The sequence below is a fragment of the Bacillus sp. 22475 genome (assembly GCF_052044835.1).
GTDB lineage: Bacteria > Bacillota > Bacilli > Bacillales > Bacillaceae_G > Bacillus_A > Bacillus_A cereus.
Map to the genome: position 1 here is coordinate 445,284 of NZ_JBQENW010000002.1, position 22,752 is coordinate 468,035.

Genomic DNA, 22,752 nt, shown 5'->3' on the forward strand with positions numbered 1-22,752 from the left:
TCACCTCTTACCATTTAGTAAAAGACTAAGTGCCTTTTTAATATACTGATCCGTTGTTAATGATTCTTTTAATAACTCTGGTACAACGCGAGAAACCTCGCGTTCTGCGTATCCAAGTGCGCGCAGAGCTTCCAGCGCCTCATCAAGCTCAGCTGATGAACCTTTCTTCTCATCAAAACGTTCTGTGTCTGAGAATAGATCAACAAATGCATCCGGTACGACATCTGCTAGTTTTCCTTTTAAGTCTAAAATCATTTGGCGTGCTGTTTTCTTTCCGACACCTGGGAACTTCACTAAAAACTTCTCATCTTCATGCTCAATCGCTTGAACGACCTGTCCTGTTTGACCAGAAGCTAAAATTGCAAGAGCGCCTTTTGGCCCAATGCCGGACACGCCTAACAACTTTGTAAATAATAAACGCTCTTCACGTGTTTTAAACCCGTAAAGTGCCATAATATCTTCTCTCACATAATGATATGTATAGACACGGATTTCTTGCTTACTTCTTTGAAATACATACGGATTCGGTGTGAAAATTTGATAACCAATTCCATTATGATCAATTACGACATATTCCGGCCCTACATGCTCCACGTAACCTGTAACATATTCAAACAAAATACGATCTCTCCCTCTTAAATCATGTATTCCATTTTAACATATTTAATGATAGAAAAGCGAGACTGCCCCAACAAATGTTCTCCATTCGAAACTTCTGTTATTTTCCATTGACAGAAAATATAAATCAATTTAATATACAAATATTGATAATGATTATCAATATTAATTAAAGGGGTTACATCATCTTTAACGACTTAAAACTTCCAACAACAAAAGGTACAGATTTAAAACAAACGATGGCACAAGTATCGTTAGAAGGTCTTGTTGCATTCCAACCTGATTAAATGTTTATTGTAAACTTTGGCGGTGAAGCTAATAAAGTTTACGAAGACTACAAAAACAGTGCCGTTTGGAAAGACAACAAAGCAGTTAAAAACAATCACGTATACGAAGTATCGAATGAAATCTTCAATACGAAAGCATTCAATCCAATTGGAAAAGACATGCTAATCGATGAAATTGCAAAACAAATTTTAGATAAAAATAAATAAGAAAAAAAGCAGCTCACCATGAGCTGCTTTTTTTCTTATTTTGCACTGCGTATTGCTTCATTTTTTCAATCGTCTTCACAAAACCTTCTTTTGATTTAATACGAATACCACGCTTCAATTTTGCACGCTCATAACTCTCCAGCTTTTTCATATCAATTTGAAAGAAGGAATGAATCGCATTATCACTTTTCGGTACACCTTTGAAAATTTGTAATATCCCTTCCTCTGACACACCGAAATAACCGCTCGTCTTTAATAACGGAGAAATATCATCAACTTTCTTTTGTAATACAATTTGTACATCATCACGATCAACGAGCTGCCATTCTTTATATTGCTGTAAAAACTTTTCTAAGTCCGCTACTTTTTCTGTAAAGATTTCCTCACTTACTTCGCCATCAACATACATTCGCTCTAATAAAATTGTAACTCTGGGCTCTTTTTCTGTTACTTCTGGTACTGGACCTTCCGCCTTCACATTCGTTTCATAAACGAAACAAAACATCATAACGAAAGCTTGCATCGTAATCAGTATCCATCTCATTTCCGTTCACCTCTTTTAGGCAAGATCAAACTTTCATTAGTAGTTTTTCCGGAAATGGAGGTTTTATCCCTAATTCATAGATTACTCTCATTAAGACTTATAGAGTCCAATGATTTCTACCTATTTCGAAACGTATTGATTACGTGAAAACTTTTTTATACCTTTATTTGATTGTACCGTTGCTATATAAACCCCAATTAATACGATTATCATCCCAACTATTTGTTGCCACGTAACAGCTGCTCCATACAATACAACTGATATACCAGTAGCCACAATAGGAGTTAAATTTAAATACATACTCGCTTTGCTTGCACCTAGTTCTTCTACCCCTTTATTAAACACGATATATCCAACTAACATCCCGCATATGACCATATACAACATTTCTATCCATCCCTGTAAAGAAAGCGTCGCAACCTTCCCCCATCCATCTTCATATAGAGAAAGACCTGCTAAAAACACAGTACCCAATACCGTCATACTCATTGTAGTTAACAATGGGGAGACACCACTCATAACTTTTTTTCCTGTTAAGCTATATAAAACCCCACAGGTTAAAGCAGCTATAAATAAAAGATCTCCCTTATTAAATGACAAAGACATAAGTATATGCATTGAACCACCCGTAATAACAACTATTACACCGACAAGGGACAAAGTTAAACTTATTCCGACTTTTATACTCCAAGACTCTTTAAAAAATAATATTGCTCCTAATGTCACAAAGACTGGCATTGTAGCAATAATAAGTGAGCCATTCATAGTAGAAGTATAATGAAGTCCCATAAAGAAAAAAACGTTGTAACCAAAAATACCTGTTAGTGATACAAATAACAACCCTTTCCAATTCTTTAATAACAAACTCGTATTCCACTCAGACTTCATAAACACTATGCCTATTAAAATACAACCAGCTAAACCAAAACGAATTGTTGCTGCAGTAATGGGTGGAATTTCCGTAATAATATGCTCCGCTGTCGCAAAAGAGCCACCCCAAAACAAAGGAACAAGTAACATAATTACGTACATACGATTTATACCATTCATTTTTATTACCCCTTTTCCACAAAACATGTTTATAAGTTTAAACTTGTTTACTTATTGGTTAAAAAAATTAGTAATTTGACTCTATTGCTTGAATTAAATCCTTTACCTGTTTTAAAAATTCTCCGGCTATTATAGAATAAAAAATTTCTTTTCCATTCCGATTCGCTACAATTAGTTCTGCTTGTCTTAAAATTTTCAAATGATGCGAAACAGCTGGTCTAGAAATCCCCATTTTATCTGTTATTTGCGTGACATTCATCTGTTTATTTTCTAATAACAGCATAATAATTTGCTGACGATTCTCATCTCCCAACGCCTGAAATATAGGTGTTACGACCTGAAATTTCTCTAATACAACTTCTGTATTTCTACATTCAAAATTCTCCATATCCTATTCATCCCAACCTTTTATATATAAAAAACATGTAATATATTACCATTAAATAGTAACTCTTTCATTTACACTTGTAAATAACTTTATTTTCCGACTTTTATTTCAATAAAAAAAGGAAGATTGGATTTCTCCATTCTTCCTTTTACATTCATATAAAATGAAAGACGCCTGCAAAGCAGGCGTCTTGATGCGTTTACGGCGAGAGACCAGGCGACCACATTCGCGTGTTTAGCACTTAAGCATATCTCTCGTCTTACGTAAATTAGCTCATCGCTTCACTAATATAACATTAATAAAGTATAAGTGCAACATGTTTATAAAAATATTTTTCCTCTTTCATCCAAAAGAATTATATGTAAATTATAAATTGATAAATGCAATATATATGTTACAATTAATATAACAGCGAAATCATAATAAACAGGAGATAGATATTATGAAAAAAATTAAGGATGAACGTCTTATTCTGCAAACATTAAAAAACATTCGAATTGCTTTTCTTTTTCAATCACTTGGTATAATTGGCATTTTAGGCTATATCGGATTCACTGAAGGAATTGATCAAATTACGAAATCTCCATTATGGCTATTATTTATGCTTACGAGTATTTTACTTGCTTATTTACAGTTAAGTGTTTCAATCGATGTAGAAGAAGGCGAAAAGGAAATAAAATTAACTCCTTATTACAAGCTTGTTTTACGCTCTCTTATTGTTGGAATTATTATAACTACTATTTATATCATTTTCAGTCCTGAAAGACCTCTATTTGAAGCTATTTTAACAGGTAGTGTTTTCTTCATATGCTTTTTGGTTTCTTATTCCTTTAGTTATTTTATTAAAAAGCGTCGTTTACAAGATGACGATGAATAAAGAGGAAGGGCTACCCCTTCCTCTTTTGTTTTGCTATCGCACAGTACCTGTCAAACCGTAACGAATGTCTCGGAACATATTTGTTATGTCACGATTAAAGTCGTTTGTAACTGTACCGTTACGTAAGCGTGTACTCATTGCATCGACACGAGTAAACATGTCATTTCTTACAGAAACATATACGTTTCTGTTTCCAACTTCATTTGAAACCGCTTGACGAATTTCGTTCGCCATCTCCGTTTCATTTGTCACTGTGTTACGTGGTTTTACCGCAATCGCCACATCGTTTCCATATACAACTGTAGACACACGGTCTACGTTATTCATACGTTTCACACGATTTGTAATTCTTTCTGCAGTTTTACCATCATTGTTAATGTATGAATTGTTCATTGTAATATTACGTGTTGGATGCGGATTAGCAATTTGACCGTTGTAATTTACATCGCGGTAATAATTGTTATACCCTGTATCGTTACGACCATTTCTATATGTTACATAATCTGTATAGCGATCATTACGCGCTACATTATCACGGTACTGGTGTGTATCATTATAAGCTGTATGCTTATAGTTGTAGTTACGTCCATCCATTGCATTGTTATCTTTTGGTGTACCACATGCAGCTAACGCACTGGTAACTAACAAAGAAGCAGCAATCACTTTTACTTTCGTATTCAATACAAAAACCCCCTCTGTTAGAATGAACTTCTCTTCTGAAAAGCTCCCTCTTATAATGAGTAACAGAGAAGGTTTTTACACTGTTAATATTTCACTGGGAATTTTCTAACATTTGATGTAAATCTTCCATTTTCAGAACGACTCTACATACAAAAAAGTGGGAATAATCCCACCTTTTTTAAACTTCTTCTTCATCCTCTTCTTCTGAAACCGGCTCCCCAAATACATTTGGCGGATCTGGTTGATAATACATCGTTCCTGGCTGTGGTGCATATGCCGATTGAGTTGGTTGATAATATAAAGGATTCGCGTATTGTGGCCCACCAGGTTGCGGACTATATAACCTACTCTCTCCTCCGCATCCACAATCTTCTTCTCCTTGTACGAGCGGTGGCATATTATTATCCATTGGCATCATATTCGGATTTGGCATAGACGTATATTGCGGTCCAAACGGCGCTCCTTGCTGATACGGCATTTGATATGGATTTGGTGGCATCATAGGCTGTTGGTATGGCATTTGATATGGCATCATATTCGGTGGTTGATTATTATCCATGATTGGCATCATGTTCGGCATTTGATTATTATCCATTATCGGCATCATATTTGGCATTTGATTGTTATCCATGATTGGCATCATGTTCGGCATTTGATTATTATCCATTATCGGCATCATATTTGGCATTTGATTGTTATCCATTATCGGCATCATATTCGGCATTTGATTATTATCCATTATCGGCATCATATTTGGCATTTGATTGTTATCCATTATCGGCATCATATTTGGCATTTGATTGTTATCCATTATCGGCATCATATTCGGCATTTGATTATTATCCATTATCGGCATCATATTCGGCGGTTGATTATTATCCATTATCGGCATGATGTTTGGTGGTTGATTGTTATCCATTATCGGCATGATGTTTGGTGGTTGATTGTTATCCATTATCGGCATGATGTTTGGTGGTTGATTGTTATCCATGATTGGCATAATGTTTGGTATTTGAATATTTGGCGGTATGACTTGTGGAATAACTACATTTTCTTTCGATACATTTGGTGATACTATACTCCCTACATTTTCTTTCTTTACTTGTGGTGACACTATATTCCCTACATTCTCTTTCTTCACTTGTGGCGATACTATATTCCCTACATTCTCTTTCTTCACTTGTGGTGACACTATATTCCCTACATTCTCTTTCTTCACTTGTGGCGATACTATATTCCCTACATTTTCTTTCTTCACTTGCGGTGACACTATATTCCCTACATTTTCTTTCTTCACTTGCGGCGATACTATATTCCCTACATTTTCTTTCTTCACTTGCGGCGATACTATATTCCCTACATTTTCTTTCTTCACTTGCGGCGATACTATATTCCCTACATTTTCTTTCTTCACTTGCGGCGATACTATATTGTTTTTTTTCGTTTGCGGAGAAATGATATTGTTAGGTTTCATTTTACTAATTTGAGGAGCAATTAACTCGCTTCCTTTTTTTATTACATCTGAAATTTTATATTCTTTTTTCGGTTTTATTGGTGGTTGTGGCGGCTGCGGTAATACATTTACCGAAAACTTCGTGTTTTCTTTTTCCGCCGGTTTTTGTTTTTCTATTACAGGTGGTTTTTGAATAACAGACGGTTTTTCAACTGGTTTTTCTTTTTGAATTGGCTGTTCTTTTTGCGGTTTCACCTGTACTTCTTTTTGCGGCTTTACCTGCATCTCCTTCTGTGGTTTCACCTGTACTTCTTTTTGCGGCTTCACCTGCATCTCCTTCTGCGGTTTTACTTGCACTTCTTTTTGTGTTTGTTGCATAGCTGGCTGCTGTGTAATTGGCGCTGATTGATACGTAACTTCTTCCTCATCTTCTATTCCAAGCGGAGTTGGTGTTGCTGCAAATTCTTTTTGCTGCACTTCTTTTACATATTGCTTTGGAGGCGCTGAGCCTGCTCCAGCCTGTTGTTTCATATGAACACTCTTTGATGGCACTTTAATTTTCATACCTGGCATGATTAAATCTGGATTACTAAGTTGTGTATTTGTTTTTTTTAGCGTGTCAAAATCCACTCCGTACTTTTTCGCAATTTTCCAAAGGGTATCCCCTTTTTGCACGATATGAATTTTCAAATTTTCCCCCTCCTGTATAACTTATCTATAAGTAACAAATCTCATGAAGTAACCCTTTCTACATAACGTTAACTTCTTTTCACTTTTATCACTTCTTCTATTTTCAATAGAGTTCGAAGTGGAATAAGCATAAAAAACCACAATGATTTCTTCAAAATAATGTATGCCCATTTCGTTCTCGTTATGATTATATGTATGAAAAAAAGCAACGGGAATACCGTTGCTTTACACACGCTCTAACATACGATTTAATGCGAGAACTGCTTCTTCCGTTACTTGTTTATCTACGCTAATAACGTTAATTTCTTCTCCTCGTTCTATCGTTTCAAGTACCCATAATAAGTGAGGCAAATCAATTCGGTTCATCGTTAAACATGGACACATAAATGGATTAAGTGAAACAATTTCTTTATCTGGATGTTGCTGAATAATTCGGTTCACTAAATTCATTTCTGTACCAATCGCCCATTTGCTACCAGATGGCGCTGATTCAATCATATCAATAATATACTTCGTTGAGCCTGCATAATCTGAAGCAGCTACCACTTCATAGCAACATTCTGGATGTACAATAATATTCATATCAGGATGATTTTTTCGTACGCTCTCAATGTTCTTCACTGTAAAATTTTGATGAACAGAACAATGCCCTTTCCATAAAATCACTTGAATTTCTTCTATATCCCCATCATACTCTAATGAATCTGTGTGTGGGTCCCATACTGCCATTTTATCTAACGGGATACCTAAATCGTACGCTGTATTTCTTCCTAAATGTTGGTCTGGTAAAAAGACGAGACGTTCTTTTTGAGTAAACGCCCAAGATACCATTTGCTTTGCATTAGAAGAAGTTACTGTTGCTCCTCCGTTACGACCACAAAACGCTTTAATTGCAGCTGTAGAGTTCACATATGTTAACGGAATCATCGTATCTCCAAATAATTTCTTTAGCTCTTTCCATGCTCTTTCTGTTTGTTCAATATCTGCCATATCCGCCATCGAACAACCTGCACGCATATCTGGTAAGATGACAACTTGATCATCTGTCGTTAACATATCTGCTGTTTCCGCCATAAAGTGCACCCCGCAAAACACAATATATTTTGCTTCTTTATTGCTCGCTGCAACTTGCGCAAGCTGAAGTGAATCCCCTGCTGCATCTGAAAATTGTACCACTTCATCTTTTTGATAATGATGCCCTGGAATGAATAACATTTCCCCCATTTTCTCTTTAATTTCACGAACACGCTTTTCCATATCTTCCGTTGACATCGTGTAATAACGCTCTGGTAACATCGTTTCAATTGGCTGTACTTGTTCTAAAATACTCATATACGTTTCTCCCCCTCTAAGCCACTTTCCTTACCCTTCAATATTGAAACTAATATCAAGTGCTTTCACTGAATGTGTTAACGCTCCAAGTGAAATATAATCTACCCCTGTTTTTCCGTATTTCGATAAATCTTCAATTGTGATGCCCCCTGAAGCTTCTGTAAAAATAGCGCTTGGTACAATTTTTGAAAACTCCCGGATTTCATCTGGCGTACGATTATCGAACATAATAATATCCGCACCAGCAGCAACAGCCTCTCTCACCTGTTCCTCAGTTTCTGTTTCTACTTCTACTTTCACCATATGTCCTAACTTTTCTTTCACTGATGTAACAGCTTTTGTAATAGAACCAGCAAACGCAATATGATTGTCTTTAATCATGACACCATCATATAAACCGAAGCGATGATTAAATCCACCGCCGCACACGACTGCATACTTATCAAACATACGTAGTCCTGGCATCGTTTTTCGCGTATCACAAATGCGAGTATGACTACTATCTAAAGCACGAACCGCTTTACGCGTCATCGTCGCTATTCCGCTCATACGCTGAATAACGTTTAATATAACGCGCTCTGCTGTTAATAACGATGCAATTGGACCTTGCACAGTTGCAATGATTTCGCCTTTTTCTACAAGATCCCCATCTTTTTTATAAAGCTCTACTTCAATTCTCTCATCAATTAATTTAAATCCTGATTCAATTACTAAACGCCCTGCAAAGACCCCTGTATCCTTCGCAAGAAACGTTCCTTTCGAAAGTAAGTTATCTGGAAAAATAAGCTGAGATGTTACATCTCTTTCTCCTATATCTTCTAAAAAAAATCGATTTAATGCTTCTTTAACTTTTATCGTGTTCATAAAGCCCCTCTTCCCCTCATCACACAAGTTGTAGTTTTCTCTTTACTCGAACAATCTCTTTCTTTCCTATATTTTTATCTGGATAATCACTTCGGTAATGCCCGCCAATACTTTCTTCTCTTTGCAGGGCTGAAACAACTATAAGCTCACAAACTGTTAACATATTAATAAGCGTTATCTCTTCATTCGTAAGAACATCATGTTGTAATATCATATTTCGAACACCGTACTTACTAAGCCATCTCTTCGCATAAAATAAACTTTGCTCTGTTCGCACAATCCCAACATATTTCATCATACATTTTTGTATTTCTTCTTTCGTCGGTAAATGATTCAGAACGATAAACTTTGCTTCTTTTTCGGCTAGCATGTTCATCTTTTCTTTTGTCTCTCTAGATAAAATGTGCCTTCCGATTCTTCCTCCAAACACAAGTCCTTCTAATAATGAATTACTTGCTAATCTATTTGCACCATGAACCCCATTACAAGCTACTTCCCCGACTGCGTATAGGTTCGGAATAGACGTCTCTCCATCACAGTTCGTTTTCACGCCACCCATGTGAAAATGAGTACCGGGCACGACTGGAATAAGGTTTTTATTTATATCGACTCCATTCGTTTTACATATCGATGACACGGTCGGAAAGCGTTGTTCAAAGTTTTGAATCATTTCGATGTTTAAGTGCACTTTTTCACCCGCAAGTAGCTGTTCATGAATAGCCCTTGCAACTACATCACGAGGCGCTAGATCCTGTTCGGAATGTATATCCATCATAAAACGCTGCCCTTTTCCATTTATAAGGACAGCTCCTTCTCCGCGAACAGCTTCGGACACGAGGCCGGAACAACGCCCACCCGCGTATAACATCGTCGGATGAAATTGTATAAACTCTAAATCTACAAGCTCTCCGCCTGCACGGTACACCATTGCAAGTCCATCACCTGTAATTGTCTCATCATTAGAAGTAAAGGCGTATAAACCGCCAATACCGCCTGAAGCTAACACCGTATAATCTGCATTGTAACGTTTCAGTTCTCCTTTATTGTTGCGAGTTAAAGCCCCAACACATTTATCTTTTTCTATAATAAAATCGAGCACCATTTCCTGTTCCACTACCGTAACGTATGGAGCTACTTCTTGAATAAGATGCTCTAATAAATTCTTTCCTGTTGCATCGCCACCTGCATGTAAAATACGACGTTTTCGATGCGCTCCTTCTTTTCCAAGATGAGGACCTGTTTCATCTCCATCAAATTTCATTCCTCTTTCAATAAGGTTATTAATTTCTTTCGGTCCTTCCTCGACTAAATAACGGACCACTTCTTCATTGTTATAATGACACCCTGCTACTAACGTATCTTCAAAATGATCATTAGGATTGTCATATGTAGCTACCGCTGCGGCAATTCCACCTTGAGCTAAATGTGTATTATTACTACGTTTCGTCTCCTTTGTGATAATAATCACATTCTTTTCGTGACAAATCTCTTTTGCAACACGAAGTGCCGCAACGCCACTTCCAATAATTAAGACATCTGCACTTGGCATAATTGTTGCCTCCTACTTTACACTTTTCAACTGTCTTGACACCTATATTTACATAGTTTTAAAATAATGACAAGAGTTTTTTTATAATTCTTATTTTCACTACCATTTAAAAAGTAAAAGAAATGTAACTCTTACTAGAGAGAGGAACTTACATGATGATATATCTTGATTATGCAGCTACTACACCTATGAGCGAGGAAGCGTTACAAACATATATGAAAGCAGCTTCGCAATACTTCGGAAATGAACAAAGTTTACATGATATTGGAGGAACGGCTTCTTCTTTATTACAAGTTTGCCGAAAAACATTTGCGGAAATGATTGGAGGCAAAGAACAAGGAGTATTTTTCACAAGCGGTGGATCGGAATCGAACTATCTTGCGATTCAATCACTTCTAAATGCCCGAAATAAGAAGCATATTATTACGACACCTATGGAACATGCATCCATTCGAAGTTATTTTCAATCTCTAAAATCAAAAGGCTATACGATCACTGAAATTCCTGTTTATAAAAGCGGACTCATTTGTTTAGTAGATTTAGAGGCAGCTATTACAGAAGATACTGTGCTAGCAAGTATACAGCATGGAAACTCTGAAATCGGAACCGTTCAAAACATTACAGAAATCGGTGCACTTTTAAAAACATATAATGTTTTATTTCATACGGATTGTGTGCAAACATTTGGTAAACTGCCTATCCATGTTTTTGAGATGGGGATTGATAGTCTTTCTGTTTCAGCACATAAAATATACGGCCCAAAAGGTGTCGGCGCTTGCTACATAAATCCGCAATCTCGCTGGGAACAAGTATTTCCAGGAACTTCTCACGAAAAAGGATTTCGCCCAGGTACAGTGAACGTTCCCGGCATCGCATCTTTTTTAACAGCTGCTGAAAATATATTAAAAACTCAATGGGAAGAAAGTTTACGTTTTAAAGAGTTACGATCCTACTTTTTAGAGCAAATACAAACACTTCCGCTAGAAATTGAAGTAGAAGGTCATTCTACTTCTTGTTTACCACATATTGTTGGGGTTACAATAAAAGGAATAGAAGGTCAATATACTATGCTAGAATGTAATCGTCATGGTATTGCCATTTCCACCGGAAGTGCTTGCCAAGTCGTTAAACAAGAACCTTCGAAAACTATGCTTGCAATTGGAAAAACGTATGAAGAGGCCAAACAATATGTCCGCTTCTCTTTCGGACAACAAACAACGAAAGATCAAATTGATACTACTATTCATGCACTACACACAATTGGAAATCAATTTTATAGAGGTGTTAAATCATAATGAAACAAAATGAACAAAAAAAGATTTTAGGTGAAGAAAGACGACAGCTTATCCTCCAGTGGCTTCTTGCTGCAAATGAACCGTTATCGGGGAATGAACTATCGAAAAAGACGAACGTAAGTAGACAAGTTATCGTGCAAGATATTTCCTTGCTTAAAGCACGAAACGAACCAATTATTGCGACTGCTCAAGGTTATTTATATTTAAAGCCACAAGAGAAGCAACAAACTTTCGAACGCGTAATTGTATGCCAACATAAACCAGCAGAAGTACGTCAGGAACTTACAATGCTTGTTGACCATGGCGTTACGATTAAAGACGTAAAAGTTGAGCATCCTGTATACGGTGACTTAACAGCATCCATTATGGTAAGCAATCGCTTTGATGTAGAGCAATATTTACAAAAAATCGAAAACACAAATGCTTCCTATCTTTCACAACTAACAGATGGTATTCACTTACATACAATCGAGGCAGATTCTAAAGAAAAATTAGATGCTGCTTGTGAGGCACTGGATAAAGCAGGATTTCTCGTTTATTAATGTAAAGCACAGAGTTTTTATCATTCTCTGTGCTTTTTTAATGCTATAATATTGTAATCAATCGTAAAGGAGATCAAATATGGGAATTGAACTCGTTCACTTTAGCATTGGCAAACCGAAACAAATGAAATATGGCGAAGATAAAGAAATGATAACAGGTATATGTAAAGCTCCTACAGAAGAGGCCTTTCTCTCAAAAGACGGATTTCGTGGTGATGACGTAGCGGATTTAAAACATCATGGCGGACCTGATCGTGCCGTTTGTGTGTACCCACACGAGCATTACGCACTATGGGAAGAGGAATTTCAAACTACGCTTCCCGCTTCCACATTTGGTGAAAACATTACCGTAACAAATATGTTAGAGCATGACGTATGCATCGGAGATACATATCAACTAGGCGAAGCAATCATTCAAGTAACGCAAGCTCGCGTACCTTGTAGCACAATTTCAAAACGTCTTGGCATCCCTGGCATTTTGCCGCGCATTGTAGCAACTGGATTTACTGGCTACCTATGCCGTGTTCTTCAAGAAGGTACTGTACGTAAAGATTCTAAAATTACATTACTAGAACGTCAACCCGGCAATGTTTCTGTTTTGTTCTCTAACGAAATTTATTTTCATAATAGAAAAGATAAAGATGGCATTGAAAAAATTCTTGCTGTTCCAGAACTAGCTGATATTTGGCGTGGTCAGTTAGAAGATCGTCTTGCGAAGTTAAAATAAAGTGAAACTTCAATCAGCCCTCACCAATCGGGCTGCCCGGCAAATAGCGGGATAAAGAATCCCACCTTTTGCAGGTGGGATTTTATTAATCTATCAAAAAATATACTAGGCAATGAAATGATATGGACGATTAGGCAAATACAAATATTCCATCTACATCTTACAACCAATAAGAAGAATAACTCCCCAGCACAGTAACAGAAAAACCGAGTGCTTCAAGTTCCATCGTTACGCCTGGCAATAATACGTCATCGTATGCTTTATCGACATCGATTAAGAAAAAGTAATTTCCAAGACCTGTTTTCATCGGACGCGATTCGATTTTTGATAAGTTTAATTTTCTCCATGCGAAAGCTGATAGCACTTGATATAGGGCACCTGCATAATCTGCAGGTAACGTTATCATAAGCGTCGTTTTCTCTCCGCGGTTCTCTCCGTTATTTGGGAGTATTGCTTTCTTTTTCTTATGGAGTACTAGGAAACGTGTGTGATTATTTTTATGCGTATGAATACTACGTCTCACAATTGTTAATACGTATTTTTCTGCAGCTGCTTCATTTGCAATAGCGGCAATTTTCTCTTCAGGATGTTCTTTCACATATTGCGCAGCGGCACTTGTGGATGTCATATCTCGAACAGTTACTCCTTTTAATTCTTCATTTAAAAACTTATGGCACTGTGCAATGGCATGCGGATGAGAATGCACCGCATATACTTCATCCCACACTTCTGCATACTGCGGATGTACAAGTAAATGCTGCTGAATTGGTACTGTAATTTCTCCTACAATAGAAAGCGGCTGCTCATGTACAAGATAATCAACCGTTATATTCACTGAACCTTCTATTGCATTTTCTAACGGTACGACTGCGAAGTCTACATTTTCATTTGCAGCTGCATCTATACAATCTGGAATCGTTCGATACGGTACATGATCTGCTTCCGGAAAAAAACGACTCACCGCCATATTTGTAAATGTTGCTTCTGGTCCTAAATATCCTACTCGAATCATCGTCTTTTCCCCTCTTTTTCGTTTTCTTACTGTTATACCATACTTTTTTATATTCTTCTATGTAAATTTCGAATATTTAAAAAAGACTAGCATTTGCTAGTCTAAATGTTTCTTATATTCTCTTTGAGCGAAGAAGAAATAAATGATACATGCTACGATATAAAACAGAATGAACAAACCTACTTTTTTTAATGATCCATCCATAAAGAAAGTATTATGAAACGTATATAACGCAACTGCACTATGCATACTCCCTACTATAATTGGCGCAAAAAATAGCATACATAATTGCCAACGAGAAATTTTCCATACTTCTTCCTTCGTCATTCCAAGTTTAGAGAGTGCACCATACTGCTTTCGGTCCGATGCAATATTATGGAACCATTTAAAATACACGATACTACATGAAGTAAGAAAGAATAATATACTAATAAACGAGCCCACAAATAGAGTAATATCGCCGCCTTCTTTCATACTTACATATAACTCCATATTACTTCGAAATGCATTATTATTATCTTGTTTCATATGTTTCCGTAAATCTTCGTTCAATTTCTTCGTCTTTTCGATATTTGATAATGTGTAGCCTCTATATATCATCTTTTCAGAATCAGGAACCTTATTTGCTATATTGTCAAAGTCTTCATCATTCATAACGAAGAACAGACCATTAATGTACGAAGGGTGATAGTTAAATTGAACCCCTTCTTTCTGACCGTTAAATACGAATTGATATGGTTGATTCATTACTTGCAATTGAATCTCTTTTTGATTATATACATTCGAATTATTGTATTTATTATAATAAACGAGTGTCACTGTACCTTTTTTAGGATGATATGTTTTCTGTTTTTGTTTCCTCGCTTCTTGGTTATAATCACTTTCTTTTATAAGCGGTGCTATTGTTGTTTCTCCTTTATTAGACTGAAAGGATGCATACACTCCAACAAAACTCATATATTGAAAATCATCATACCCATATTGATTCAGTAATTTTTCAACCGCACCTTCTTCAAAGACTTCATAAGTAGAAATACCTTTTTCTATGTACGAAAACGAGTGTATCCCTCCAGTTCGCCACATATCTTGCATGCTAGAAAAATACAAGAACACCGTACCTGTTGCCGTAACTACAAACGTCGTTGCCATAGACATCAGAAAGAAAAAGCGACCATTTTCCTTCATTCGATGTGACAATTGATTCACTATAAATAAATATGGATATGTATACATAATCTTTTTATTTCGCTTTATCATTTCTAACACTTGGGTAGCACCATGCGCGAAAGAAAAATACGTTCCCAAAAAGACAAGTATAGACACAGGGAAAAAGTATATTGCTATCGTAGCCATCGTCACTTGTAGCGCTAACGCATATCCTATCCCTAAACAAATAAAGCCGAATATACAAAGCCACTTTGATGTTTTCTTCTCTTTTTTATCTGTTCGAAATTCTTTCAATAACCGAATAATTTTTATATTCCATATACGTAAAGCACTTATAAAAGATAACAGAATAAAAACGACCATATATGTAATAAATGTTACACCAATCGCACTTACGTCAAATATAACAGGGAGTTCTTTCGGAAGCCCCAGTAACATACTAAACACCATGAAGAAGAGCTTTAAAAAGATCAAGCCCAGCCCTATACCGAAAATATTAGCAAAAATTCCAATTAATATTTGCTCGGTCATAATTAGTCCTATTACATTAGACTTCGTTGCTCCCATTAACATATATAACCCTAATTCTTTCTTACGTGCTTCTATGAAAATAGAAGTAGAGTACAAAATAAATATGACGAAAAAAGAAATAATTATAACATTACATATGATAAGTCCCCAGCGTACGTTTTGATACCACATCGTCTCTTGCATATACGGATGTACAATGACAGACATATATGCAAAAGAAGCAAATATTGCAAAACAACTACTTAAGAAAAACACTTTATAATTACGCCAATTTCCTTTTATATTTTGCAGCGCTAGTTGCCGAATGTTCATCTATCGTCCTCCTGTAACTTACTACATAGGCAAAAAGCTAGAGGTTCCCCTAGCTTTTTACGTGTTTTAAATATCCTCTTTGCGCGATCATAAAGTAAATGGCAGAAGCTAAAATGTATGCTCCAATTACAAGCGCACCTGATTTCCATAAATCAATATAAAGCATTTTCCCTAACGTATGAAGAGCAAATCCACTATGAATGGAACCGATTAAAATTGGGATAAAGAAGATAACTCCCATTTGTCGAATCGCAATTTTGCGAATTTCTTTATCTGTCATACCGATTCTCTTTAACGATTTAAATTGAATACGATCTTGTTCTTTATCGTTAAACCATTTAAAGTATGTCATACTACAAGCGAAGAAGAAGAACAGTACCGCCACGAAGAAACCGATGAACATTGTAATCGCTCCACCTTCTCTTATATCCTTATACGCAAACACTGAATTTCTCAATTCTCCTTGCTTTTCTGGTGCAATTTCATTTTTCAAATCTAATACAAGATCTTCTGTACTTTTCCAATCCTCAATATAATAACCGTAATATTTCGTCTTTTCTTCATCTGGTACGAGTTTTGCATACTTCTCAAAATCTTGATCATTTACAACGAGATATTCACTATCATTAAAAACAGAAAATGAAGTTGGGCTATTTAACTGAACAGACTGCTTTTGTCCATTAATTGTAAATTCATACGGTTTTGTACGGTCTATCTTCATCAGTTCATTTGCCATATCGACCATAACCATCGTTGCACTGCCTGGTGCATTATGAACTTCTGTAACTTGCTCTCTCTTTTGTTCACGCACTTCTGCATTATATTCTTTTTCTGAAATAATCGTCATCGGTACTTCATGTTCACTATTAAACAACGTTATTTTCTGTGTTGCCGGTAGTTTAACGTAGGTTACTTTTCGCGCATCTTCAAACCCATGTCTCTTCACAAGCTCCTGTACCTTTTCTTCATTAATAAGGCTATGCGTATTTAACCCCTTTTCCTCATATGAAATAGCGTGTGGTGTAAGTTCTACCGTTTTCGCACTCAAATTTTCAAAATATACGTAAAGCGTGCCAACTGCCGAGGATACAACCGCCGTAATAATAGAAATTACAAATAGAAAACGAGCATTATCTTTCATTTTATAAATAAGGTTACTAAGGACGAACATATTTGGGTACGTATAAAAAGATTGTTTTCGTTTTTGCAATGCTTTTAATACGACTGTACTACCTTGTGTAAATAGTAAATACGTTCCGCCAATTGTCAGTCCTACCACCGGTAAAAAGAGGATGAGAAAATTCAGAAACGTTACTTGGAAGCTAAGTACATACGCAGCAATAATACATCCTATACCAACTACACATAACCATGTAAATGCAAACGGCTCTACTTTTTGCTTTCTTGCTTCTCTTAATAAATCAATAATTTGCAAGCGTCCGACTGTCCAAACACTAAACAATGATAGGATTAAAAATAGAATAAAGTATACACCAGCTGTAATAAGAATTGCTTTACTATTCCAAACGAGTGGAAGTGTCTTATCTATTTTCAATAATACGCTTAACGCTTGGAAAAATAATTTTGAACAAAGCATTCCAGCCCCAATACCAACTACAATTGCAATACTACCTAACATCAGTTGCTCTAATATAATCATTCGGCCGAGCTGCGATTTCGTTCCGCCAATTAATGTTAGTAGACCAAACTCTTTTTTTCTTGCTCGTAAAAACGTTGAATTTGCATATAAAATAAAGAGTGCCGAGAAGATGACCACAATATAATTCATCGATTCTAATCCTTTTGTGATCATCTTCCTCATACTAATATTACCGCTTACGACATCTGGATGATAAATAAAAGAAGCATACATGAAAAATACGACAATCGATAAACAACTACTTATAAGAAACGCTTTATAGTTACGCCAATTTCCTTTTACGTTATTAAGCGCGAGCTGGCGAAAGTTCATGATACTCTCCTCCTAGCATCGCAAGTACGTCCAGAATTTCTTGGAAAAAGGCTTGTTTCGTTCTTCCTTTATGTATTTCCGAGAAAATTTCTCCATCGCGTATGAAAAGGATACGTTCACAATAACTAGCCGCTACTGGATCGTGCGTAACCATTGCAATCGTTACTTTCTTTTGCTCGTGTAAATCTTGCAGAGCGCCCATTAGCGATTTCGCTGACTTCGAATCTAAGTTTCCAGTTGGCTCATCTGCTAAAATTAACGTCGGTTCATGAATGATTGCTCTCGCTGCTGCTGCACGTTGTTGTTGTCCGCCTGATACTTCGTATACTTTTTTATTTAATATTTCTTCAATATTTAAAAACTTTGCAATCTCAAGCACTTTCGCATCGATTTCATTTACAGATTTCTTCGCCATTACAAGCGGTAAAATAATATTTTCTTTAATCGATAACGTATCAAGTAAGTTAAAATCTTGGAAAATGAACCCTAAATGTGTACGGCGAAACTCCGCTAATTTTGCAGCACGCATTTGATTAATTTCTTCACCATTTACAAGCACATGACCTGAAGTTTGCTTATCAATTGTTGCTAATAAATTTAAAAGCGTCGTTTTTCCGCTTCCTGAAGGACCCATAATCCCTACAAATTCGCCTTCTTCTATTTTAAAATTTATATCGTTTAAAGCAGTCGTCGCTACTGAACCTTTCGATTGGTACACCTTCGTTAATCTTTTTACTTCAAGAACACTCATTTCTAATCCCCCTATGTGTTTTCTTCTTACATTTACTATAAGAAAAATAAGAAAAAGAAACGAGTGATTTCCCTTACAAAACGTTTTGTTATCTTACAGTTTTGTCATTTTTCTCATTAATGTATGATACTCTTCATCTTTTGCAAATTGGAACGTGAATGTTGTTCCTTCTCCTTCAGCCGATTGAACATACATTCCATGATGTAAATTATCGCAAATTTCCTTCGTAATATATAAGCCCATCCCAGTCGCTTCTCTCGTTTTACGTCCATTTATTCCCGTAAAGAATGGATCAAATATGCGCTTTACGTCTTGCTCTGGAATACCAATTCCATTGTCCTTAATATGTAATAACACCTTTTGATTTTTCTCTTCAATTTGAAATTGAATTTCTTTTTTCTCTGCCGCTGAAATTTTTGTATACTTGATTGCGTTTACAACAATTTGACCTATAGCAATACTCAGCCATTTTCTATCAGATGCAACCATACAAGTATCTTCTTCAAACATCACTTTCGGAAATACAGACGATTGAATGAAGGATTTTCGATTTTCATTAATAATACCTCGCACGACATCTATAACATTTACTACTTCTACTTTATAATCCTTCGCAAACTGCTCTAGCCTTGCCATATGTAACGCTAAATCTAAACCATTTAGTATACGGTTATTTTCTTCACGAATACTTTCAACTGTTGCTCTTGCCTCACGATGCTCCTTGCCAAACTTCTGCAACAATAATTCAATTACAGATACTGGTGTTTTCATTTGGTGAATCCATTGGTTCATAAATATCATTTGCTGTTGCTCTTTCGCATGCTGTTTATGAACTTCATTCATATATTGCTGTCTTAATAACGTAAAAGATTCAACGACCATTTCTTGCTCTAATGTATAAGATTCATCAATAAGTAAAGAGTCATGTAATGTATTTCCGCCAGTAACATACTTTTTGATACTCTTTAAAAACACACTCCGTTTTCGGTAATCGTAAATGAGGTATACAGTAAACACAACTGTTCCTAATAAAAGTCCATATAACCACGTACTCCAATCAATCGATTTCTTTTCTAAAAGACTTTGCAACTGCAAAACAAGCCCAAATAAACAAAGGCTAACAATATAAGAAAGAATTAAAGAAAAGCGGTCCATGAGGTAATTTTTAACCTTCATGCCCTTCGCCCCACTCTGTAAGAAGCGCATAACCATATCCACGTTTCGTTACAATTGCATTTTTAATGCCTAGCTCTTCTAGTTTCTTCCTTACACGTTTTACATTTACGGTTAATGTATTATCATCCACAAATGCTACTTCATCCCATAGAGCTTCTAACAGCTCTTCGCGTGTTACATATTGATTTGCCTGTTTCATTAAACACTCTAATAGGTAAAACTCATTTTTTGTCAGTTCAGTTTGTTGTCCCTGCCATTCAACAACGTGCTGAGACGGGAATAATAATAGTCCATTGACCCCTAAACAATCACTCTCGGCAGCAGAAGCGTACTCACCATATCCACGGCGAAGTGCACTCTTCACCTTTGCCATTACGATATCTAAATGGAATGGCTTCGTAATATAATCATCCCCGCCATTTTCAATCGCCATTACTTGATCCATTTCCCCTGTTCTTGCAGAAACAAAAATAATCGGCGCATTCGATACAGTACGAATTTGACGACACCAATAAAAACCGTCAAAGTACGGTAAATTAATATCAAGTAACACAAGATGAGGATTTATTTTTACAAACTCATCTTTTATATGACGTAAATCACTTGCTCTAAATGATTGATAGCCATACCTTTCTAAATGCTCCTCTAATATTCCCGCAATTTTCTCATCATCTTCTACAATTAATATTTTATACATGTTCTTTTTCTCCCCATAAAAGAATTCTTCTACATTTACTCCTTTTTCCATTATAAATTGAAAATTTAATTAGTGGGGATTTTTCCCTATATAAATCCGATTTTTACGATATAAAAAAGACTGCCGTATTTCGGCAGTCTTAATCGATAAATTCAAATTCATATTCAAGAATTTTTACAATATCCCCGTCTTTTGCACCACGTGCACGAAGCGCTTCATCAATACCCATTCCGCGCATTTGACGAGCGAAACGACGTATAGATTCATCACGTGAGAAGTCTGTCATCTTGAATGTTTTCTCGATATCGTAACCAGAGATAACAAACGTGCCATCACTTTCACGTGTAATTTCAAATTTAACACCTTCAGTATCAAATTTGTACATTACACTTGTATCAGACTCATCCGCAACTTCATGTATTGGGAATTCTGGTGTTGTTTCTATTAAGTTTGCTACTTCAAACAGTAAGTCACGAACACCTTGTCTTGTTACAGCTGAGATTGGGAAGATTTTTACTTCGTCTCCCACTTTCTCTTTAAATGCTTGTAAGTTTTCTTCTGCATCTGGCATATCCATTTTGTTTGCAACAACAACTTGTGGACGCTCAGTTAAGCGAAGATTGTATTCTTTTAATTCATTATTAATCGTTACGTAATCTTCATATGGATCACGGCCTTCTAAACCAGACATATCAATAACATGCACGATTACACGTGTACGCTCAATATGACGTAAGAATTGGTGTCCAAGTCCGACGCCAGCATGTGCGCCTTCAATTAGTCCTGGAAGGTCAGCCATAACGAAGCTGCGGTTATCACCAGTTTCAACAACACCAAGATTCGGAACGATTGTTGTGAAGTGATACTCTGCAATTTTCGGACGCGCTGATGATACAACAGATAATAATGTAGATTTACCTACACTTGGGAATCCAACAAGTCCAACGTCTGCTAGTACTTTAAGTTCTAGAATGACATCACGCTCTTGACCTGGTTCCCCGTTCTCAGCGATTTCTGGCGCTGGGTTCGTAGCTGTTGCAAAACGTGAGTTACCACGGCCACCACGGCCACCTTTTGCAATTACAGCAGTTTGTCCATGCGTTACTAAATCAGCAAGAATTTGACCAGTTTTTTCATCTTTTACTACTGTTCCTGGCGGAACCTTTACAAGTAAATCTTCAGATTTACGTCCGTGCTGACCTTTACTCATTCCGTGCTGACCGCGATCAGCTTTGAAATGACGTTGGTAGCGGAAGTCCATTAATGTACGTAAGCCTTCCTCAACTACGAAAACAACATCTGCACCTTTACCGCCGTCGCCACCTGCTGGGCCACCTTTAGGAACATACTTCTCACGACGATACGCAACCATACCGTTACCACCGTCGCCGCCTTTTACATATATCTTGACCTGATCTACAAACATTATTTCACCACACTTTTTTCAATTGGTTGTAATATAACTGAGACTTCTTCGTCTCGCACTGTATAAGAAATGGAATACCATTTATTGTTTTGGGTCGCAAGCCAATTCTGTAGTTCTTCTACACTCGTTAGCTTACCACGAAAATCAAAAAAGAAACGAGCATTCTCCGCGTCACATTCAATTGTGATACAAACATAATTTTCAACATATACGTCTAAACTATGCTGAAGCATTGAGAAAAATTGATTCGTCCATGTACATACAGTCTCATCTAAGTGAGATAAGTTATCTAATTTCCCTAATACTTCGTACTCCAATAAGCACGGCTGCTGTTTCCAATTATATGTTAAAATCCACTCTGAAAATAAAGGCATTGATAGGCCCATCAGATTGGATTCTTGTCTCGCTTCTTGGACAAAACGATCGATGAGACTATGAATTTCTTCCACTTTTCCAAGTGAAAGGTTTCCTTTCACCATCTGCATACGATTGAGCCAATCATGTCTTGAATGGCGCAATGCATCTATAATTGTCCATTTTTCATTCATTTAGATACCCCTTAATATAGAAAAACTCTAACCTGCACTCAGGTTAGAGTTTTCCG

20 protein-coding genes and 2 pseudogenes are annotated in these 22,752 nt (G+C 36.4%); 5 read left to right on the forward strand and 17 right to left on the reverse strand.

Going from position 1 to position 22,752, the window contains the following annotated elements; translation table 11 throughout:
- Entirely contained in the window at nt 1–618 is a 618-nt protein-coding gene (gene ruvA, locus ACTJJY_RS05710; RefSeq protein ID WP_016080199.1) for a Holliday junction DNA helicase RuvA, read from the reverse strand.
- A gap of 176 nt (nt 619–794) precedes the next feature.
- On the opposite strand from ruvA, the pseudogene ACTJJY_RS05715 reads away from it, so the two are divergent.
- Nucleotides 795–1,112 (forward strand): annotated as a pseudogene (locus ACTJJY_RS05715) (ABC transporter substrate-binding protein); the annotation flags it as partial.
- Between the two features lie 13 nt (nt 1,113–1,125).
- Here ACTJJY_RS05715 and ACTJJY_RS05720 read toward each other — a convergent pair.
- The 3 genes from ACTJJY_RS05720 to ACTJJY_RS05730 form a co-directional block, all read right to left on the reverse strand.
- Nucleotides 1,126–1,656 (reverse strand): BofC C-terminal domain-containing protein, encoded by a 531-nt coding sequence (locus ACTJJY_RS05720; protein ID WP_440605158.1) that lies wholly within the window; start codon nt 1,654–1,656, stop codon nt 1,126–1,128.
- Nucleotides 1,657–1,776: 120 nt separating this feature from the next.
- Nucleotides 1,777–2,706, reverse strand: coding sequence for a DMT family transporter (locus ACTJJY_RS05725; protein WP_440605159.1), 930 nt, complete (start codon nt 2,704–2,706; stop codon nt 1,777–1,779).
- A gap of 67 nt (nt 2,707–2,773) precedes the next feature.
- Nucleotides 2,774–3,094, reverse strand: coding sequence for an ArsR/SmtB family transcription factor (locus ACTJJY_RS05730; protein WP_139866538.1), 321 nt, complete (start codon nt 3,092–3,094; stop codon nt 2,774–2,776).
- 442 nt (nt 3,095–3,536) lie between these two features.
- On the opposite strand from ACTJJY_RS05730, the gene ACTJJY_RS05735 reads away from it, so the two are divergent.
- On the forward strand, nt 3,537–3,971 hold the full coding sequence (locus ACTJJY_RS05735; RefSeq protein WP_440605160.1) for a branched-chain amino acid ABC transporter substrate-binding protein: 435 nt from the start codon (nt 3,537–3,539) through the stop codon (nt 3,969–3,971).
- A 33-nt stretch (nt 3,972–4,004) separates the two neighbouring features.
- Here ACTJJY_RS05735 and ACTJJY_RS05740 read toward each other — a convergent pair whose 3' ends face one another.
- From ACTJJY_RS05740 to nadB, 5 genes and pseudogenes are all read right to left on the reverse strand, one after another.
- Complete coding sequence (locus ACTJJY_RS05740; protein ID WP_375807173.1) at nt 4,005–4,652, reverse strand: YhcN/YlaJ family sporulation lipoprotein; 648 nt, start codon at nt 4,650–4,652, stop codon at nt 4,005–4,007.
- A 1,986-nt stretch (nt 4,653–6,638) separates the two neighbouring features.
- Nucleotides 6,639–6,795 (reverse strand): annotated as a pseudogene (safA, locus tag ACTJJY_RS05745) (SafA/ExsA family spore coat assembly protein); the annotation flags it as partial.
- A 225-nt stretch (nt 6,796–7,020) separates the two neighbouring features.
- The gene (gene nadA / locus ACTJJY_RS05750) at nt 7,021–8,127 is read right to left on the reverse strand and encodes a quinolinate synthase NadA (RefSeq protein WP_440605161.1); all 1,107 of its coding nucleotides are present in this window, start codon (nt 8,125–8,127) and stop codon (nt 7,021–7,023) included.
- Nucleotides 8,128–8,157: 30 nt separating this feature from the next.
- Nucleotides 8,158–8,991: a carboxylating nicotinate-nucleotide diphosphorylase gene (gene nadC, locus ACTJJY_RS05755; RefSeq protein WP_440605162.1), complete on the reverse strand. Its 834-nt coding sequence runs from the start codon at nt 8,989–8,991 to the stop codon at nt 8,158–8,160.
- Between the two features lie 19 nt (nt 8,992–9,010).
- Nucleotides 9,011–10,540: an L-aspartate oxidase gene (gene nadB, locus ACTJJY_RS05760; RefSeq protein WP_440605163.1), complete on the reverse strand. Its 1,530-nt coding sequence runs from the start codon at nt 10,538–10,540 to the stop codon at nt 9,011–9,013.
- 152 nt (nt 10,541–10,692) lie between these two features.
- Here nadB and ACTJJY_RS05765 point away from each other — a divergent pair, with 152 nt between their 5' ends.
- From ACTJJY_RS05765 to ACTJJY_RS05775, 3 genes are all read left to right on the forward strand, one after another.
- A complete protein-coding gene (locus ACTJJY_RS05765; RefSeq protein ID WP_440605164.1) occupies nt 10,693–11,835 on the forward strand; it encodes an IscS subfamily cysteine desulfurase in 1,143 nt (380 codons plus the stop codon).
- A complete protein-coding gene (locus ACTJJY_RS05770; RefSeq protein ID WP_000812275.1) occupies nt 11,835–12,377 on the forward strand; it encodes a transcription repressor NadR in 543 nt (180 codons plus the stop codon). The genes ACTJJY_RS05765 and ACTJJY_RS05770 overlap by 1 nt, the downstream gene beginning before the upstream one ends.
- 79 nt (nt 12,378–12,456) lie before the next feature.
- The gene (locus tag ACTJJY_RS05775; protein WP_063548684.1) at nt 12,457–13,104 is read left to right on the forward strand and encodes an MOSC domain-containing protein; all 648 of its coding nucleotides are present in this window, start codon (nt 12,457–12,459) and stop codon (nt 13,102–13,104) included.
- A gap of 160 nt (nt 13,105–13,264) precedes the next feature.
- Here the strand turns inward: ACTJJY_RS05775 and pheA are convergent, their stop codons facing one another.
- The 8 genes from pheA to ACTJJY_RS05815 form a co-directional block, all read right to left on the reverse strand.
- A complete protein-coding gene (gene pheA, locus ACTJJY_RS05780) occupies nt 13,265–14,116 on the reverse strand; it encodes a prephenate dehydratase (RefSeq protein WP_440605165.1) in 852 nt (283 codons plus the stop codon).
- 96 nt (nt 14,117–14,212) lie between these two features.
- Nucleotides 14,213–16,126 carry an ABC transporter permease gene (locus ACTJJY_RS05785; protein WP_440605166.1) on the reverse strand — a complete coding sequence of 638 codons (1,914 nt, stop codon included), beginning with the start codon at nt 16,124–16,126 and terminating at the stop codon, nt 14,213–14,215.
- A gap of 49 nt (nt 16,127–16,175) precedes the next feature.
- Nucleotides 16,176–18,098 (reverse strand): FtsX-like permease family protein, encoded by a 1,923-nt coding sequence (locus ACTJJY_RS05790; RefSeq protein ID WP_440605167.1) that lies wholly within the window; start codon nt 18,096–18,098, stop codon nt 16,176–16,178.
- A complete protein-coding gene (locus ACTJJY_RS05795) occupies nt 18,073–18,849 on the reverse strand; it encodes an ABC transporter ATP-binding protein (RefSeq protein WP_440605168.1) in 777 nt (258 codons plus the stop codon). The genes ACTJJY_RS05790 and ACTJJY_RS05795 overlap by 26 nt, the downstream gene beginning before the upstream one ends.
- Nucleotides 18,850–18,942: 93 nt before the next feature.
- Nucleotides 18,943–20,025, reverse strand: coding sequence for a HAMP domain-containing histidine kinase (locus ACTJJY_RS05800; RefSeq protein WP_440605169.1), 1,083 nt, complete (start codon nt 20,023–20,025; stop codon nt 18,943–18,945).
- Nucleotides 20,015–20,722, reverse strand: a complete 708-nt coding sequence (locus ACTJJY_RS05805; RefSeq protein WP_440605170.1) for a winged helix-turn-helix domain-containing protein — start codon at nt 20,720–20,722, stop codon at nt 20,015–20,017. Before ACTJJY_RS05805 ends, ACTJJY_RS05800 begins: the two co-directional genes overlap by 11 nt.
- Before the next feature lie 139 nt (nt 20,723–20,861).
- Entirely contained in the window at nt 20,862–22,148 is a 1,287-nt protein-coding gene (gene obgE / locus ACTJJY_RS05810; RefSeq protein WP_000497127.1) for a GTPase ObgE, read from the reverse strand.
- A complete protein-coding gene (locus ACTJJY_RS05815) occupies nt 22,148–22,696 on the reverse strand; it encodes a Spo0B C-terminal domain-containing protein (protein WP_440605171.1) in 549 nt (182 codons plus the stop codon). Before ACTJJY_RS05815 ends, obgE begins: the two co-directional genes overlap by 1 nt.
- Nucleotides 22,697–22,752 lie beyond the last annotated feature (56 nt).

Bases quoted from the DNA above. Each gene is read 5' to 3' on its own strand.
- ACTJJY_RS05790 (WP_440605167.1), bottom strand. From the start codon at position 18,098: ATGAACTTTCGCCAGCTCGCGCTTAATAACGTAAAAGGAAATTGGCGT.
- ACTJJY_RS05770 (WP_000812275.1), top strand. From the start codon at position 11,835: ATGAAACAAAATGAACAAAAAAAGATTTTAGGTGAAGAAAGACGACAG.
- ACTJJY_RS05765 (WP_440605164.1), top strand. From the start codon at position 10,693: ATGATGATATATCTTGATTATGCAGCTACTACACCTATGAGCGAGGAA.
- ACTJJY_RS05775 (WP_063548684.1), top strand. From the start codon at position 12,457: ATGGGAATTGAACTCGTTCACTTTAGCATTGGCAAACCGAAACAAATG.
- ACTJJY_RS05725 (WP_440605159.1), bottom strand. From the start codon at position 2,706: ATGAATGGTATAAATCGTATGTACGTAATTATGTTACTTGTTCCTTTG.
- ACTJJY_RS05785 (WP_440605166.1), bottom strand. From the start codon at position 16,126: ATGAACATTCGGCAACTAGCGCTGCAAAATATAAAAGGAAATTGGCGT.
- nadA (WP_440605161.1), bottom strand. From the start codon at position 8,127: ATGAGTATTTTAGAACAAGTACAGCCAATTGAAACGATGTTACCAGAG.
- ACTJJY_RS05735 (WP_440605160.1), top strand. From the start codon at position 3,537: ATGAAAAAAATTAAGGATGAACGTCTTATTCTGCAAACATTAAAAAAC.
- ACTJJY_RS05805 (WP_440605170.1), bottom strand. From the start codon at position 20,722: ATGTATAAAATATTAATTGTAGAAGATGATGAGAAAATTGCGGGAATA.
- ACTJJY_RS05795 (WP_440605168.1), bottom strand. From the start codon at position 18,849: ATGAGTGTTCTTGAAGTAAAAAGATTAACGAAGGTGTACCAATCGAAA.
- obgE (WP_000497127.1), bottom strand. From the start codon at position 22,148: ATGTTTGTAGATCAGGTCAAGATATATGTAAAAGGCGGCGACGGTGGT.
- ACTJJY_RS05720 (WP_440605158.1), bottom strand. From the start codon at position 1,656: ATGAGATGGATACTGATTACGATGCAAGCTTTCGTTATGATGTTTTGT.
- nadC (WP_440605162.1), bottom strand. From the start codon at position 8,991: ATGAACACGATAAAAGTTAAAGAAGCATTAAATCGATTTTTTTTAGAA.
- nadB (WP_440605163.1), bottom strand. From the start codon at position 10,540: ATGCCAAGTGCAGATGTCTTAATTATTGGAAGTGGCGTTGCGGCACTT.
- ACTJJY_RS05800 (WP_440605169.1), bottom strand. From the start codon at position 20,025: ATGAAGGTTAAAAATTACCTCATGGACCGCTTTTCTTTAATTCTTTCT.
- ACTJJY_RS05730 (WP_139866538.1), bottom strand. From the start codon at position 3,094: ATGGAGAATTTTGAATGTAGAAATACAGAAGTTGTATTAGAGAAATTT.
- pheA (WP_440605165.1), bottom strand. From the start codon at position 14,116: ATGATTCGAGTAGGATATTTAGGACCAGAAGCAACATTTACAAATATG.
- ACTJJY_RS05815 (WP_440605171.1), bottom strand. From the start codon at position 22,696: ATGAATGAAAAATGGACAATTATAGATGCATTGCGCCATTCAAGACAT.